Origin of the sequence: Burkholderia sp. BCC1996 (assembly GCF_905339955.1) — a bacterium.
Classification (GTDB): domain Bacteria; phylum Pseudomonadota; class Gammaproteobacteria; order Burkholderiales; family Burkholderiaceae; genus Burkholderia.
In genome coordinates, this window is sequence record NZ_CAJPHM010000004.1 from 94967 (window position 1) to 108201 (window position 13235).

A 13235-nucleotide genomic window follows, 5' to 3' on the forward strand; every position below is an offset into this window, starting at 1 on the left:
AGCGAACGCCGTTCGAGGAAGTCCTCGTTTCCGGCATCGCGCACTTGCGCGCGTGCCGGCGTTGGTCTTGCCGGCCAAACGGCGGATAATGAGAGCCGTTTTCTCGAAGGAGCGCGTATGCGAGTCGGTTTGTTCGTGACCTGCCTGGTCGACCTGATGCGTCCGGAAATCGGCTTTTCCGCGCTGAAACTGATTCGCGAAGCCGGCTACGAGGTGTTCGTGCCGCCCGCACAAACCTGCTGCGGCCAGCCGGCCTACAACTCGGGCGACCGCGCGCTCGCACGGGATCTCGCCGAAAAGACGCTGCGCGAGTTCGAGCAGTTCGACTACGTCGTCGCGCCGTCGGGCTCGTGCGGCGGCATGATCCGCGCGCACTACGGCGACCTGTTCCGCGACGACCCCGAACTGATGGGGCGCTATGCGCGATTCCAGCAGAAAGTCTACGAACTGACCGATTTCCTCGCGAACGTCGCGAAGGTGACGCTCGCCCCCGGCGAATTCACGGGGCCCGTCACCTATCACGACTCATGCTCGGGCCTGCGCGAGCTCGGCGTGAAGGCGCAGCCGCGCGCGCTGCTCGCGCAGCGCGGCGTGGCCGTCACCGAGATGAAGGACTGCGAGCACTGCTGCGGCTTCGGCGGCACGTTCGCGGTCAAGTACGGCGACATTTCGGCGGCCATCGCGGACGAAAAGTGCGCGAACGTGCGCGCGTCCGGTGCGGGCGCCGTCGTGCTCGGCGATCTCGGCTGCATGCTGAACATCGAAGGGCGGTTGCGCCGCACGGGCGATCGCGACACCCGCGTGCTGCACGTCGCGCAGGTGCTGGCGGGCGACGTCTGACGCCCGGTTCCCGCTTACTTTTCCTCGATACCGCGATGCAAGTTCAATCGATGCATTTCAAGGCGCGCGCCGGCCAGAAGCTGGCCGACCAGCGCCTGCAGCAGAACCTGAAGAAGCTGTCGACGAAGTTCGTGTCCGCGCGCGCCGATGCGATGACCGCGATCGACTTCCAGGCGACGCGCGCCGCGCTGAAGGCGCGCCGCAACCGTGCGCTGGAGAACCTCGACGTGTGGCTCGAGGCGTTCGAGCGCGAGGCGACGCGGCGCGGCACGACGGTGCTGTTCGCGGAAACGACCGCGGACGCCGCGCGGCTGGTCGCCGACATCGCGCGGCGCCACGACGTGAAGAAGGTCATCAAGACGAAGTCGATGGTGTCCGAGGAAATGCGCCTGAACGCGGTGCTTGCCGAGATGGGCGTGCAGTCGATCGAGACGGACCTCGGTGAATACATCCTGCAGATCAACGACAACGAGCCGCCGAGCCACATCATCGCGCCGGTCGTGCACAAGGACAAGGACGAGATCGCCGATCTGTTCGCGCGCACGCACCACCGCGAGCGGCTGACCGAGATTCCGGACATGACGCGCGAGGCGCGCGAGGTGCTGCGCCCGCATTTCCTGTCGGCCGACATGGGCGTGACGGGCGGCAACTTCGTGGTCGCCGAGACGGGGTCGGTTGCGCTCGTCACGAACGAAGGCAACGAAGGGATGTGCACGGTGATGCCGCGCGTGCATGTCGCGGTGACGGGCATCGAGAAGGTGCTGCCGACGCTCGAGGATCTCGCGACCGCGATGCGTCTGCTGCCGCGCTCGGCGACCGGCCAGAAGACCTCGAACTACTTCTCGGTGCTGACCGGGCCGCGCGGCCCCGGCGACGAGGACGGCCCGGAACACAACTACGTGGTGCTCGTCGACGGCGGCCGCACGGGCCTGATCGGCGGCGAATTCCAGGAGATGCTGCGCTGCATCCGCTGCGGCGCGTGCATGAACCATTGCCCGGTGTACCAGAAGGTCGGCGGGCACGCGTATGGATGGGTCTATCCGGGCCCGATGGGGTCGGTATTGACGCCGAGCTACGTCGGGATCGACCGTGCGCTCGACCTGCCGCAGGCCGCGACGCTATGCGGCGAATGCGACAGCGTGTGCCCGGCCGGGATCCCGCTGTCGCACCTGCTGCGCACGCTGCGCGAGAAACAGGTCGAGCGGCACCTGCGGCCGTGGCGCGAGCGCGCCGCGCTCGCCGCGTGGGGCTTCGTCGCGCGCCGGCCACTCCTTTACGCGCTGACGACCAAGCTCGCGGTACGGATCCTCGAGCGGCTGGGCGGCAACGGCGGCACGCTGCGGCGCCTGCCGATGATGGGTGGCTGGATGGACACGCGCGACATGCCGACGCCGACCGGCCGGACGTTCCGCGAACTGTACGCGGCCTCGCAGAGCCACCTGGGCTGACGACTGTTCATCGGGTGGCAACAGTGCGTTCGCTATTCATGTATTTATCTTGATAGGTGCGGTCTATAGAATCCTGCCTGTAGTCCCCGGAATCGGGTTTCGGGGCATGAGGTCAAGGAGCCGCATCATGAAAAAGACAATATCGATGTACTGGCCGCTGGCAATCGTCGTCCCGCTTGCGGCGGCCGCTTATCTGCACGCGATGGCCGACGCGCCGGCGCGTGGACCGATCGCCGTTCACCAGGCATCGGCCGAACTCGCGCGCGCGGTGTCGTTCGGGCTGGTCGACGACGCAGCGACACCGTTGCCGGCCGCATCCGGCGACGTCGTGCTCGCCGCACCCAAGGCGCTGTAAGGCACGCCGCCGTCGCTTCGCGCGGCGGCGCGATTCCGGGCGCCTTTGTATAATGGCGCGTTCTTCTCCCGCGCGGCTCGCCGCGGCTTTCCGATAGTGCGATGACCCGCGTTGCGATCTGTTTCGTCTGTCTCGGCAATATCTGCCGTTCGCCCACCGCAGAAGGCGTGATGCGCCACCAGGTGGACGCGGCCGGGCTGGCCGACCGGATCGAGGTCGATTCGGCCGGTACCGGCGACTGGCACGTCGGCGAGCCGCCCGACACGCGCGCGCAGGCGGCGGCCCGCATCCGCGGCTACGACCTGTCGGCGCTGCGCGCGCGGCAGGTGAGCGCGGCGGATTTCGAGCGGTTCGACCTGCTGCTGGCGATGGACGAAGCCAATCTGGCGGAATTGCGGCGGCGCTGCCCGCCCGGGCAGCGCGACAAGGTGCGCCTCCTGATGGAATTCGCGCCGGGCGCGGCCGAGACCGAAGTGGCCGATCCTTATTTCGGCGGCGCGCAGGGCTTCGAACAGGTGCTCGACCAGGTCGAGCGCGCGTGCGCGGGCCTGCTGGACACCCTCCGGAGCGGCGCCGCACGCTGATCGCGGCGGGGAATTCAGCGGTCTGCGAATACCCTGTCGAAGACATGGATACTTGACTAAAAACGTCAAATATTTATACTTGACCAAAATCGTCAAGATTGCAGTCCCCTAGACACCATGAGACTCACCACCAAAGGCCGTTTCGCCGTCACGGCGATGATTGACTTGGCACTGCGCCAGGAGCAGGGCCCGGTGACGCTTGCAGGCATCAGCCAGCGCCAGCGGATTTCGCTCTCGTATCTCGAACAGCTGTTCGGCAAGCTGCGCAGGCATGAAATCGTCGAATCCGTGCGCGGCCCGGGCGGCGGCTACAACCTCGCGCGTCGCGCGCAGGACGTCACCGTCGCCGACATCATCATCGCGGTCGATGAACCGCTCGACGCCACGCAGTGCGGCGGCAAAGGCACGTGCGACGGCTCGAAGCAGCCCGACGGCCATTGCATGACGCACGAGCTGTGGTCGACCCTGAACCAGAAAATGGTCGAATACCTCGATTCGGTATCGCTGCAGGATCTCGTCGATCAGCAGCGCGCACGCGAGGGCGCGCCCGCGGTGCTGCGCGACCGGCGCGCGCCGGAGCCCGCCGCGGCGCCGGCCGAACCGGTGCGCACGATGCCGCTCGGTCCCAATTCGGTGTTCAACATCGCGAGTTCGTGAGCGCGAACGCGCCGCACACCCCATAACGCACATAGTCCCTGCACAGAATACCCGGAGCGACAGATGACCCAAGAGACTCTCCACCTGCCCATCTACATGGATTACAGCGCGACGACGCCGGTCGACCCGCGCGTGGTCGACAAGATGGTGCCGTACCTGCGCGAGCAGTTCGGCAACCCGGCATCGCGCAGCCACGCGTACGGCTGGGATGCCGAACGCGCGGTCGAGGAAGCGCGCGAACAGGTGGCTGCGCTCGTGAATGCGGATCCGCGCGAGATCATCTGGACGTCCGGCGCAACGGAATCGGACAACCTCGCGATCAAGGGTGCCGCGAACTTCTACAAGGGCAAGGGCAAGCACATCGTCACGGTGAAGACCGAGCACAAGGCCGTGCTCGACACCTGCCGCGAGCTCGAGCGCGACGGCTTCGAAGTCACCTATCTCGACGTGAAGGAAGACGGCCTGATCGACCTCGACGTGTTCAAGGCCGCGCTGCGCCCGGACACGATCCTCGTATCCGTGATGCACGTGAACAACGAGATCGGCGTGATCCAGGACATCGAGACGATCGGCGAGATCTGCCGCGAGAAGGGCATCGTGTTCCACGTGGACGCCGCACAGTCGACCGGCAAGGTCGAGATCGACCTCGCGAAGCTGAAGGTCGACCTGATGTCGTTCTCGGCGCACAAGACCTACGGCCCGAAGGGCATCGGCGCGCTGTACGTGCGTCGCAAGCCGCGCGTGCGCATCGAAGCGCAGATGCACGGCGGCGGCCACGAGCGCGGGATGCGTTCGGGCACGCTGGCGACGCACCAGATCGTCGGCATGGGCGAAGCGTTCCGCATCGCGCGTGAAGAAATGGCGACCGAGAACGAGCGCATCCGTATGCTGCGCGACAAGCTGCTGCGCGGCCTGTCGCAGATCGAGGAAACGTACGTGAACGGCGACATGGAGCACCGTGTCCCGCACAACCTGAACATCAGCTTCAACTTCGTCGAAGGCGAGTCGCTGATCATGGCGATCAAGGACGTCGCGGTGTCGTCGGGCTCGGCTTGCACGTCGGCGTCGCTGGAGCCGTCGTACGTGCTGCGTGCACTCGGCCGCAACGACGAACTCGCGCACAGCTCGATCCGCTTCACGGTCGGCCGCTTCACGACGGAGCAGGACGTCGACTTCGTGATCAACCTGCTGAACAGCAAGATCGCGAAGCTGCGCGAACTGTCGCCGCTCTGGGAAATGCACCAGGAAGGCATCGATCTGTCGACGATCGAATGGGCCGCACACTGAACACCGCATTGAATACATTCGCGGGCGGATTTGCGCACGCAGACGTAACGAGTCAAGGAGTTTGAGTCATGTCATACAGCAACAAGGTTCTGGATCACTACGAAAACCCGCGTAACGTCGGTTCGTTCGCGAAAGACGACGACGCGGTCGGCACGGGCATGGTCGGCGCGCCGGCCTGCGGCGACGTGATGAAGCTGCAGATCCGCGTCGGCGCGGACGGCGTGATCGAAGACGCGAAGTTCAAGACGTACGGCTGCGGTTCGGCCATCGCGTCGAGCTCGCTCGTGACCGAGTGGGTGAAGGGCAAGACCCTCGACGAGGCACTGTCGATCAAGAACACGCAGATCGCCGAAGAGCTGGCCCTGCCGCCGGTGAAGATTCACTGCTCGATTCTCGCGGAAGACGCGATCAAGGCAGCCGTGGCCGACTACAAGAAGCGCCACGACACCAAGGAAGGCGATCAGGCAGCAGCCTGAGCGGCATCGAGCGGCTTGTGAAGGATCGCGGCGGGCCCGGGTGGCGCGCCGCGGCAAGGACATCATGGCAATTACACTGACCGAAAAAGCAGCACAGCACGTCCAGAAATACCTCGTCCGTCGCGGCAAGGGTGTGGGCCTGCGGCTTGGCGTTCGCACGACCGGGTGCTCGGGGCTCGCGTACAAGCTCGAGTATGTCGACGAGCTGGCTCCCGAGGATCAGGTGTTCGAGAGCCATGGCGTGAAGGTCGTCGTCGACCCGAAGAGCCTCGCGTACATCGACGGCACCGAGCTCGACTTCGCACGCGAAGGCCTGAACGAGGGGTTCAAGTTCAACAACCCGAACGTGAAGGACGAGTGCGGCTGCGGCGAATCGTTCCGCGTGTGACGCGGGTTTCCGCGCGATGCGGGCAAGAGGCGGCACGGGCCGCCTTTTTAATGTGCGGCGTTTGCCGCGCGACGAACCGGAATTGAACGCGACGATGGTTTCGCTGAAAGACAGCCACTTCGATCTGTTTCACCTGCCGGCGCAATTCGCGCTCGACGAGACGGCGCTCGACAGCGCCTATCGCACGGTGCAGACGCAGGTGCACCCGGACCGCTTCGCGGCGGCCGGCGACGCGCAAAAGCGCATCGCGATGCAATGGGCGACCCGTGCGAACGAAGCCTACCGCACGCTGCGCGATCCGCTGAAGCGCGCGACCTATCTGCTGTCGCTGCGCGGCGTCGACATCGGTGCCGAAAACAACACCGCGATGGAGCCCGCGTTCCTGATGCAGCAGATGGAGTGGCGCGAAGGCATCGAGGATGCCGCGGCTGCCCGCAACGTCGACGCGCTCGATGCGCTGCTCGCCGAGCTGCGCGACGAAAAGCGCGTGCGCCTCGAGCGCCTCGGCACGCTGCTCGACAGCGCGGCCGACCAGGCCGCCGCCGAGGCCGTGCGCCAGCTGATGTTCATCGAACGGGTCGCGTCGGAAGTGGGCGCGCAGATCGAGCGCCTCGAAACTTAACCGCGTGCCTCGCGGCACGCGCAGCAAACGGGCCGAGCGCCCGAACGAACCAAGATGGCTTTACTGCAAATTTCCGAACCGGGCATGGCGCCGGCGCCGCACCAGCGGCGACTCGCTGTCGGGATCGATCTCGGCACGACGAACTCGCTCGTCGCGGCCGTGCGCAACAGCGTGCCCGAAGTGCTGCCGGACGAAGCGGGCCGCGCGCTGCTGCCGTCGGTGGTCCGTTATCTGGAGAAGGGCGGCCGCCGCATCGGTCACGAAGCGAAGGAGCAGGCCGCGACCGATCCGCGCAACACGATCGTGTCGGTCAAGCGCTTCATGGGCCGCGGCAAGGCCGAGGTCGAAGGCGCGGCGAACGCGCCGTACGAATTCGTCGATGCACCCGGCATGGTGCAGATCCGCACGATCGACGGCGTGAAGAGCCCGGTCGAAGTGTCGGCCGAGATTCTCGCGACGCTGCGTTACCGTGCGGAAGACACGCTCGGCGACGACCTGGTCGGCGCGGTGATCACGGTGCCCGCGTACTTCGACGACGCGCAGCGCCAGGCGACGAAGGACGCCGCGCGCCTCGCGGGCCTCAACGTACTGCGCCTGTTGAACGAACCGACCGCGGCCGCGATCGCCTACGGTCTCGACAACGCGGCCGAAGGCCTCTACGCGGTGTACGACCTCGGCGGCGGCACGTTCGACCTGTCGATCCTGAAGCTGACGAAGGGCGTATTCGAAGTGCTGGCCGCGGGCGGCGATTCCGCACTCGGCGGCGACGATTTCGACCACGCGCTGTTCGGTCACGTACTTGCGCAGGCCGGCATCGACGCGAAGGCGCTCGCGCCCGAGGACGTGCGCCTGCTGCTCGATCGCGTGCGCGTGCTGAAGGAAGCGCTGTCGTCCGCGCCGCAGGCGTCGCTCGACGTGACGCTGTCGACCGGTGCACACCTCGTGCAGACGATCTCGCACGACACGTTCGCCGCGCTCGTCGAGCCGCTCGTGCAGCGTACGCTGACGCCGACCCGCAAGGCACTGCGCGATGCGCAGGTGAGCCCGGCCGACATCAAGGGCGTCGTGCTGGTCGGCGGCGCGACGCGCATGCCGGTGATCCGCGAGGCGGTCGCGAAGTATTTCGGCCAGCCGCCGCTCGTCAACCTCGATCCGGACCAGGTCGTCGCGCTCGGCGCGGCGATCCAGGCCGACCTGCTCGCCGGCAATCGCGGCAGCGGCGACGACTGGCTGCTGCTCGACGTGATTCCGCTGTCGCTCGGCGTCGAGACGATGGGCGGTCTCGTCGAGAAGATCATTCCGCGCAATTCGACGATTCCGATCGCGCGTGCGCAGGAATTCACGACCTTCAAGGACGGCCAGACCGCGATGGCGATCCACGTCGTGCAGGGCGAGCGCGAGCTCGTCGCCGACTGCCGCTCGCTCGCGCGCTTCGAGCTGCGCGGCATCCCGCCGATGACGGCCGGTGCGGCGCGCATCCGCGTGACCTACCAGGTCGATGCGGACGGGCTGCTGTCGGTGTTCGCGCGCGAGCAGCATTCGGGCGTCGAGGCGTCGGTCGTCGTGAAGCCGTCGTACGGCCTCGCCGACGACGACATCGCGAAGATGCTCGAGGACAGCTTCAAGACCGCCGAGATCGACATGCGGGCACGCGCGCTGCGCGAAGCGCAGGTCGAGGCCGAGCGGATGATCGAGGCGACGCAGGCGGCGCTGGCGGCCGACGGCGAATTGCTCGACGATGCCGAACGCACGCAGGTCGACGCGCTCGTCGCGGCGCTGCGCACGATCGCGCAGGGCGACGACACGGACGCGATCGAGACCGCGACCAAGACGCTGGCCGACGGCACCGACGAATTCGCGGCGCGCCGGATGGACAAGAGCATCAAGCGCGCACTGTCGGGCCGCCGCCTCGACGAGATCTGAACGAACGAACTGCACGCGGGCCGGCGACGGCCCGCGCGATATTGAACCGTGCGGCGCCAGCCGCCGCACCCTGACTGACGGAACGGACATGCCTCAACTGGTGGTGCTGCCTCACGTCGAACTGTGCCCGGACGGCGCAGTGATCGACGCGACGCCCGGCAAGAGTATTTGCGACAACCTGCTCGACCACGGGATCGAGATCGAGCATGCGTGCGAGAAGTCGTGCGCGTGCACGACCTGCCACGTGGTGATCCGCGAGGGCTTCAACGATCTCGAGCCGTCCGAGGAGGACGAAGACGACCTGCTCGACAAGGCATGGGGCCTCGAGCCGACATCGCGCCTGTCGTGCCAGGCGATCGTGAAGGAAGATTCGGACCTGGTGGTCGAGATCCCGAAGTACTCGATCAACCACGCGAAGGAAAATCACTGACGGATCGGCGGGACGGACTCGCCACGTATACGGGAGAGCAGGCCATGAAATGGACCGATTCGCGCGAAATCGCCATCGCGCTGGCAGACAAGCATCCGGACGTCGATCCGCAGCGGGTCAATTTCGTCGACCTGCGCCAATGGGTCATCGAGCTGGACGGCTTCACCGACGACCCGGCGCACTCGGGCGAGAAGATCCTCGAAGCGATCCAGGCTCACTGGATCGACGAATCGGACTTCGACGACGAAGACTGAGGTTCGCGCCGACGCCCGCACCGCGTGGCGCCGGCAACGCTCCCGCAAAAGGAAAAGGCTCGTGACGCGTCACGAGCCTTTTTCATTTCCGCGCGGCGCAAGAGCCGCGCGGCGATTCGTCGTGCATTACGAGCCGACCAGCGTGCCGTTCTCGATCCGCACGCGCTGGCCCTGACCGAACGGCGGCGGGTTGTGGTACGTGAACGTGCGCGTCGCGCCGCTTTCCATCTGGACCTGCACCTGGTAGTCGGTTTCCGCGCGTATCTGCTTCTCGACCTGGTTGCCGGCGAGACCGCCGCCGAGCGCGCCGATGATCGTCATCGCGGTGCGGCCGTTGCCGTGACCGAACTGGTTGCCGAGCAGGCCGCCGGCCGCTGCGCCGCCGACCGCGCCGATCCCCGAGCTCTGGCCCGGCGTGCGCGTCTGCGTAATCGCGACGACCGTGCCGCAGGTCTGGCAATAGGCCGGCTGCGCGGGTGCGGACGGCTGTTGTGCGTATTGCGGCGGTTGCGGTGCCGGCGTATGGCGGTGGTGCGTGGCTGCCGGGCGCGGCGCGGGCCGCGGCTCGGCTTGTGCCGCAGCTGCCTTCTCAGCAGCGGCTTTCTCGGCCGCAGCCTTCTGCGCGGCCTGCTCGGCTGCCTGCTGCTGCGCTTGCGCGGCGAGCGCGGCGCTGGCTGCCGCGGCCGTATCGACGACCGGCTGCGACGCGATCAGCGCGGCCTGGGTCTGGCCGTTCTGCGCGTTGTTGCTGCTGGCCTTCGGGAAGATGCCCGTGATCGCGGCAGTGGCGGCGAGGCTGGCGACGATGACTGCGCCTGCGGCGGTCGCGATGAGCGGGTGCAGGCGTTGCTTTTGCGGCGTGGTTTGATTCTGGTTGTCCATTTTCTTCTCCGGTGTCGACCCGGTTTCGCACGTTGGCGCTGGCCGGATCCCACGCTCGGGAGCGAGCAGACTTGGCGTTCCGGCGCCTCGTTCTGGTCCCGTGGTCATGCGTGGTGACGCAACAGGAGTGTCGTCCACGAGCGAGCGGCGCACCGTATCAAGGTGTAACGAATTGCAGCGCGGGATCGGCGTTTGCTACAGGGAAAACCCGGAGAAGGCCGTCGCGACGAGGGAATAAAACGGGGGAGGATCGAAAACCGGCGAACGCCGGCAGGCGGGATTTACGCGTGGTTACAAAGCTGACGCGTGCGCGCCGCGAGGGGCGGCGCACACGCGGGCACGGCCGTCAGTCTTCGCGGCGCAGGTGCGGGAACAGCAGCACGTCGCGGATCGTCGGGCTGTCGGTCAGCAGCATCACGAGACGGTCGATGCCGATCCCGCAACCGCCCGTCGGCGGCATCCCATGTTCGAGCGCGCGGATGTAGTCGGCGTCGAAGAACATCGCTTCCTCGTCGCCGGCATCCTTCTGCTCGACCTGCTTCTTGAAGCGCGCGGCCTGGTCTTCCGGATCGTTCAGCTCCGAGAAGCCGTTCGCGATCTCGCGGCCGGTCATGAACAGCTCGAAACGCTCGGTGATGCCCGGCACCGTGTCCGACGCGCGTGCGAGCGGCGACACTTCGACCGGGTAGTCGATGATGTAGGTCGGCTCCCACAGCTGCGATTCGGCGGTTTCCTCGAACAGCGCGAGCTGCAGCGCGCCGATGCCGGCGTTCAGGAAGGCCGGCTGCGACACGTCGACGCCGAGGCGCTTCAGTTCGGAGCGCAGGAACGCGTCGTCCGACAGCTGGCCGTCGGTGTACTGCGGCGCGTACTTCTGGATCGCCTGCGTGATCGTCAGGCGGTGGAACGGCTTCGCGAGATCGAGCTCGCGGCCCTGGTACTGGATCGTCGCGGTGCCGAGCGCATCGATCGCCGCCTGGCGGATCAGCTGCTCGGTGAAGTCCATCAGCCAGCGGTAGTCGGTGTACGCGGCGTAGAACTCCATCATCGTGAATTCCGGGTTGTGGCGCGGCGACACGCCTTCATTCCGGAAGTTGCGGTTGATCTCGAACACGCGTTCGAAACCGCCGACGATCAGGCGCTTCAGGTACAGCTCCGGCGCGATGCGCAGGAACATCTGCATGTCGAGCGCGTTGTGGTGCGTGACGAACGGCTTGGCCGCGGCGCCGCCCGGGATCGGGTGCAGCATCGGCGTCTCGACTTCCATGAACTCGGCGTTGTCCATGAACTTGCGGATCGACGCGATGGTCTTGGTGCGCGCGCGGAACGTGTCGCGCGTTTCCGGCGTGACGATCAGGTCGACATAGCGCTGGCGATAGCGCATTTCCTGGTCGGCGAGGCCGTGGAACTTGTCCGGCAGCGGACGCAGCGCCTTCGACAGCAGACGCAGTTCCTTGCACTGGACCGACAGCTCGCCCTTGTTGGTGCGGAACAGCACGCCGCGTGCGGCGACGATGTCGCCCAGGTCCCACTTCTTGAATGCGTCGTAGGTTTCCGCGCCGACGTCGTTCGGCGTCACGAAGAACTGGATCTGGCCCGAACCGTCCTGCACCGTCGCGAAGCTCGCCTTGCCCATCACGCGCTTGAGCATCATGCGGCCGGCGACCGACACCTCGACCGGGTTCGCTTCGAGCGCGGCCTTGTCCGAGTCGGCGAATTTCACCTGGAGATCGGCGGCGTGATGCGTCGGCCGGAAATCGTTCGGATAGGCGACGCCTTGCTCGCGCAGTGCGCGCAGCTTCTCGCGGCGCTCGGCGATGATCTGGTTTTCGTCCGCCGCGACGGCGGGCTGCGTTTGGGTCGGTTCGGTCATGATGGTCGGAATTCGGAATGGGTGCGGCAACGCAACGGGAAGGGCGGCGCGACCGGAGGGGCCGCGCCGCGGCGCTTACACGCCCTGTTTGAGGCTCGCGCTGATGAAGTCGTCGAGATCGCCGTCGAGGACGGCTCTCGTGTTGCTCATTTCGACGTTCGTGCGCAGGTCCTTCACGCGGCTCTGGTCGAGCACGTACGAACGGATCTGGTGGCCCCAGCCCACATCGGTCTTGCTCGATTCGAGCTTGTCCTGTTCGGCCTGGCGCTTGCGCATTTCGACTTCGTACAGGCGCGATTTCAGCATCGCCATCGCTTCGGCGCGGTTGCGGTGCTGCGAGCGGTCGTTCTGGCACTGCACGACGATACCGGTCGGCATGTGCGTGATCCGCACCGCGGAGTCGGTCTTGTTGATGTGCTGGCCGCCCGCGCCCGATGCGCGGTACGTGTCGATGCGCAGGTCGGCCGGGTTGATCTCGACTTCGATCGAATCGTCGATTTCCGGATAGACGAACACCGACGAGAACGACGTGTGACGGCCGCCCGACGAGTCGAACGGCGACTTGCGCACGAGGCGGTGGATGCCCGTTTCGGTGCGCAGGAAGCCGTATGCGTATTCGCCCGTGACCTTGACCGTCGCGTTCTTGATGCCGGCGACGTCGCCGTCGGACTCTTCGAGCACCTCGGCCTTGAAGCCCTTGCGTTCGCAGTAGCGCAGGTACTGGCGCAGCAGCATCGATGCCCAGTCGCACGCTTCGGTGCCGCCGGCGCCGGCCTGGATGTCGATGAAGCAGTTGTTCGGGTCGGCCGGGTTCGAGAACATCCGGCGGAACTCGATGTCGCCGACGCGTGCTTCGAGCTTCTTCGCGTCGTCTTCCGATGCGACGAGGGTGTCTTCGTCGCCTTCCTCGCGTGCGAGCTCGAACAGGTCGAGCGCATCGCGCAGGTCGCTATCGAGCGCCGTCAGCGTCGTGACGACGCCTTCGAGCAGCTTCTTCTCGCGGCCAAGTGCCTGGGCGTTCTTCGAATCGTTCCAGACGTTCGGGTCCTCGAGTTCCTTGTTGACTTCGGTCAGACGCGCAGCTTTGGCGTCGTAGTCAAAGATACCCCCGAAGCTCGCCCGCGCGGTTGCGCAGGTCGAGCAGGGAGCTTTCGATCGCGTTGAGACGTTCCGCTTCCATGATCGTTCGCTGTTCTTGCTTCGTAAAAAAGCGGAA

At 66.4% G+C, this 13235-nt stretch carries 15 protein-coding genes; 12 read left to right on the forward strand and 3 right to left on the reverse strand.

Translation table 11 applies throughout. The annotated features are described in order from the left end of the window. Positions 1 to 117: 117 nt before the first annotated feature. From U4Z64_RS06605 to iscX, 12 genes are all read left to right on the forward strand, one after another. Positions 118 to 840, forward strand: a complete 723-nt coding sequence (locus U4Z64_RS06605) for a (Fe-S)-binding protein (RefSeq protein ID WP_044848195.1) — start codon at positions 118 to 120, stop codon at positions 838 to 840. Positions 841 to 875: 35 nt separating this feature from the next. Beyond that, positions 876 to 2288 (forward strand): lactate utilization protein B, encoded by a 1413-nt coding sequence (locus tag U4Z64_RS06610; protein WP_321819510.1) that lies wholly within the window; start codon positions 876 to 878, stop codon positions 2286 to 2288. A gap of 127 nt (positions 2289 to 2415) precedes the next feature. Further along, positions 2416 to 2643, forward strand: a complete 228-nt coding sequence (locus U4Z64_RS06615; protein WP_257771786.1) for a hypothetical protein — start codon at positions 2416 to 2418, stop codon at positions 2641 to 2643. A 101-nt stretch (positions 2644 to 2744) separates the two neighbouring features. Next, a complete protein-coding gene (locus U4Z64_RS06620; RefSeq protein WP_044848192.1) occupies positions 2745 to 3227 on the forward strand; it encodes a low molecular weight protein-tyrosine-phosphatase in 483 nt (160 codons plus the stop codon). A 117-nt stretch (positions 3228 to 3344) separates the two neighbouring features. Beyond that, entirely contained in the window at positions 3345 to 3884 is a 540-nt protein-coding gene (gene iscR / locus U4Z64_RS06625; RefSeq protein WP_006760276.1) for a Fe-S cluster assembly transcriptional regulator IscR, read from the forward strand. 63 nt (positions 3885 to 3947) lie between these two features. Then, complete coding sequence (locus U4Z64_RS06630; protein WP_044848191.1) at positions 3948 to 5171, forward strand: IscS subfamily cysteine desulfurase; 1224 nt, start codon at positions 3948 to 3950, stop codon at positions 5169 to 5171. A gap of 68 nt (positions 5172 to 5239) precedes the next feature. Continuing rightward, positions 5240 to 5647 (forward strand): Fe-S cluster assembly scaffold IscU, encoded by a 408-nt coding sequence (gene iscU / locus U4Z64_RS06635; RefSeq protein ID WP_009691729.1) that lies wholly within the window; start codon positions 5240 to 5242, stop codon positions 5645 to 5647. 64 nt (positions 5648 to 5711) lie between these two features. Further along, positions 5712 to 6035: an iron-sulfur cluster assembly protein IscA gene (gene iscA, locus U4Z64_RS06640; protein WP_011885413.1), complete on the forward strand. Its 324-nt coding sequence runs from the start codon at positions 5712 to 5714 to the stop codon at positions 6033 to 6035. Between the two features lie 94 nt (positions 6036 to 6129). Further along, positions 6130 to 6657 carry a Fe-S protein assembly co-chaperone HscB gene (hscB, locus tag U4Z64_RS06645; RefSeq protein ID WP_044848201.1) on the forward strand — a complete coding sequence of 176 codons (528 nt, stop codon included), beginning with the start codon at positions 6130 to 6132 and terminating at the stop codon, positions 6655 to 6657. Between the two features lie 54 nt (positions 6658 to 6711). Next, on the forward strand, positions 6712 to 8580 hold the full coding sequence (gene hscA / locus U4Z64_RS06650) for a Fe-S protein assembly chaperone HscA (protein WP_044848190.1): 1869 nt from the start codon (positions 6712 to 6714) through the stop codon (positions 8578 to 8580). Between the two features lie 88 nt (positions 8581 to 8668). Next, the gene (fdx, locus tag U4Z64_RS06655) at positions 8669 to 9010 is read left to right on the forward strand and encodes an ISC system 2Fe-2S type ferredoxin (RefSeq protein WP_044848189.1); all 342 of its coding nucleotides are present in this window, start codon (positions 8669 to 8671) and stop codon (positions 9008 to 9010) included. A gap of 44 nt (positions 9011 to 9054) precedes the next feature. Beyond that, positions 9055 to 9264: a Fe-S cluster assembly protein IscX gene (gene iscX / locus U4Z64_RS06660; RefSeq protein WP_044848188.1), complete on the forward strand. Its 210-nt coding sequence runs from the start codon at positions 9055 to 9057 to the stop codon at positions 9262 to 9264. Between the two features lie 126 nt (positions 9265 to 9390). Here iscX and U4Z64_RS06665 read toward each other — a convergent pair whose 3' ends face one another. From U4Z64_RS06665 to prfB, 3 genes are all read right to left on the reverse strand, one after another. Further along, positions 9391 to 10146 (reverse strand): glycine zipper 2TM domain-containing protein, encoded by a 756-nt coding sequence (locus tag U4Z64_RS06665; RefSeq protein ID WP_321819511.1) that lies wholly within the window; start codon positions 10144 to 10146, stop codon positions 9391 to 9393. A gap of 346 nt (positions 10147 to 10492) precedes the next feature. After that, the gene (gene lysS / locus U4Z64_RS06670; RefSeq protein ID WP_044848186.1) at positions 10493 to 12019 is read right to left on the reverse strand and encodes a lysine--tRNA ligase; all 1527 of its coding nucleotides are present in this window, start codon (positions 12017 to 12019) and stop codon (positions 10493 to 10495) included. A gap of 75 nt (positions 12020 to 12094) precedes the next feature. Further along, positions 12095 to 13199, reverse strand: a protein-coding gene (gene prfB / locus U4Z64_RS06675; RefSeq protein WP_124488306.1) for a peptide chain release factor 2 whose coding sequence is annotated in 2 segments (ribosomal slippage) — positions 12095 to 13117 and positions 13119 to 13199 — 1104 coding nt in all. Because the reading frame shifts where the segments join, the coding sequence is not laid out codon by codon here. Between the last annotated feature and the right edge of the window lie 36 nt (positions 13200 to 13235).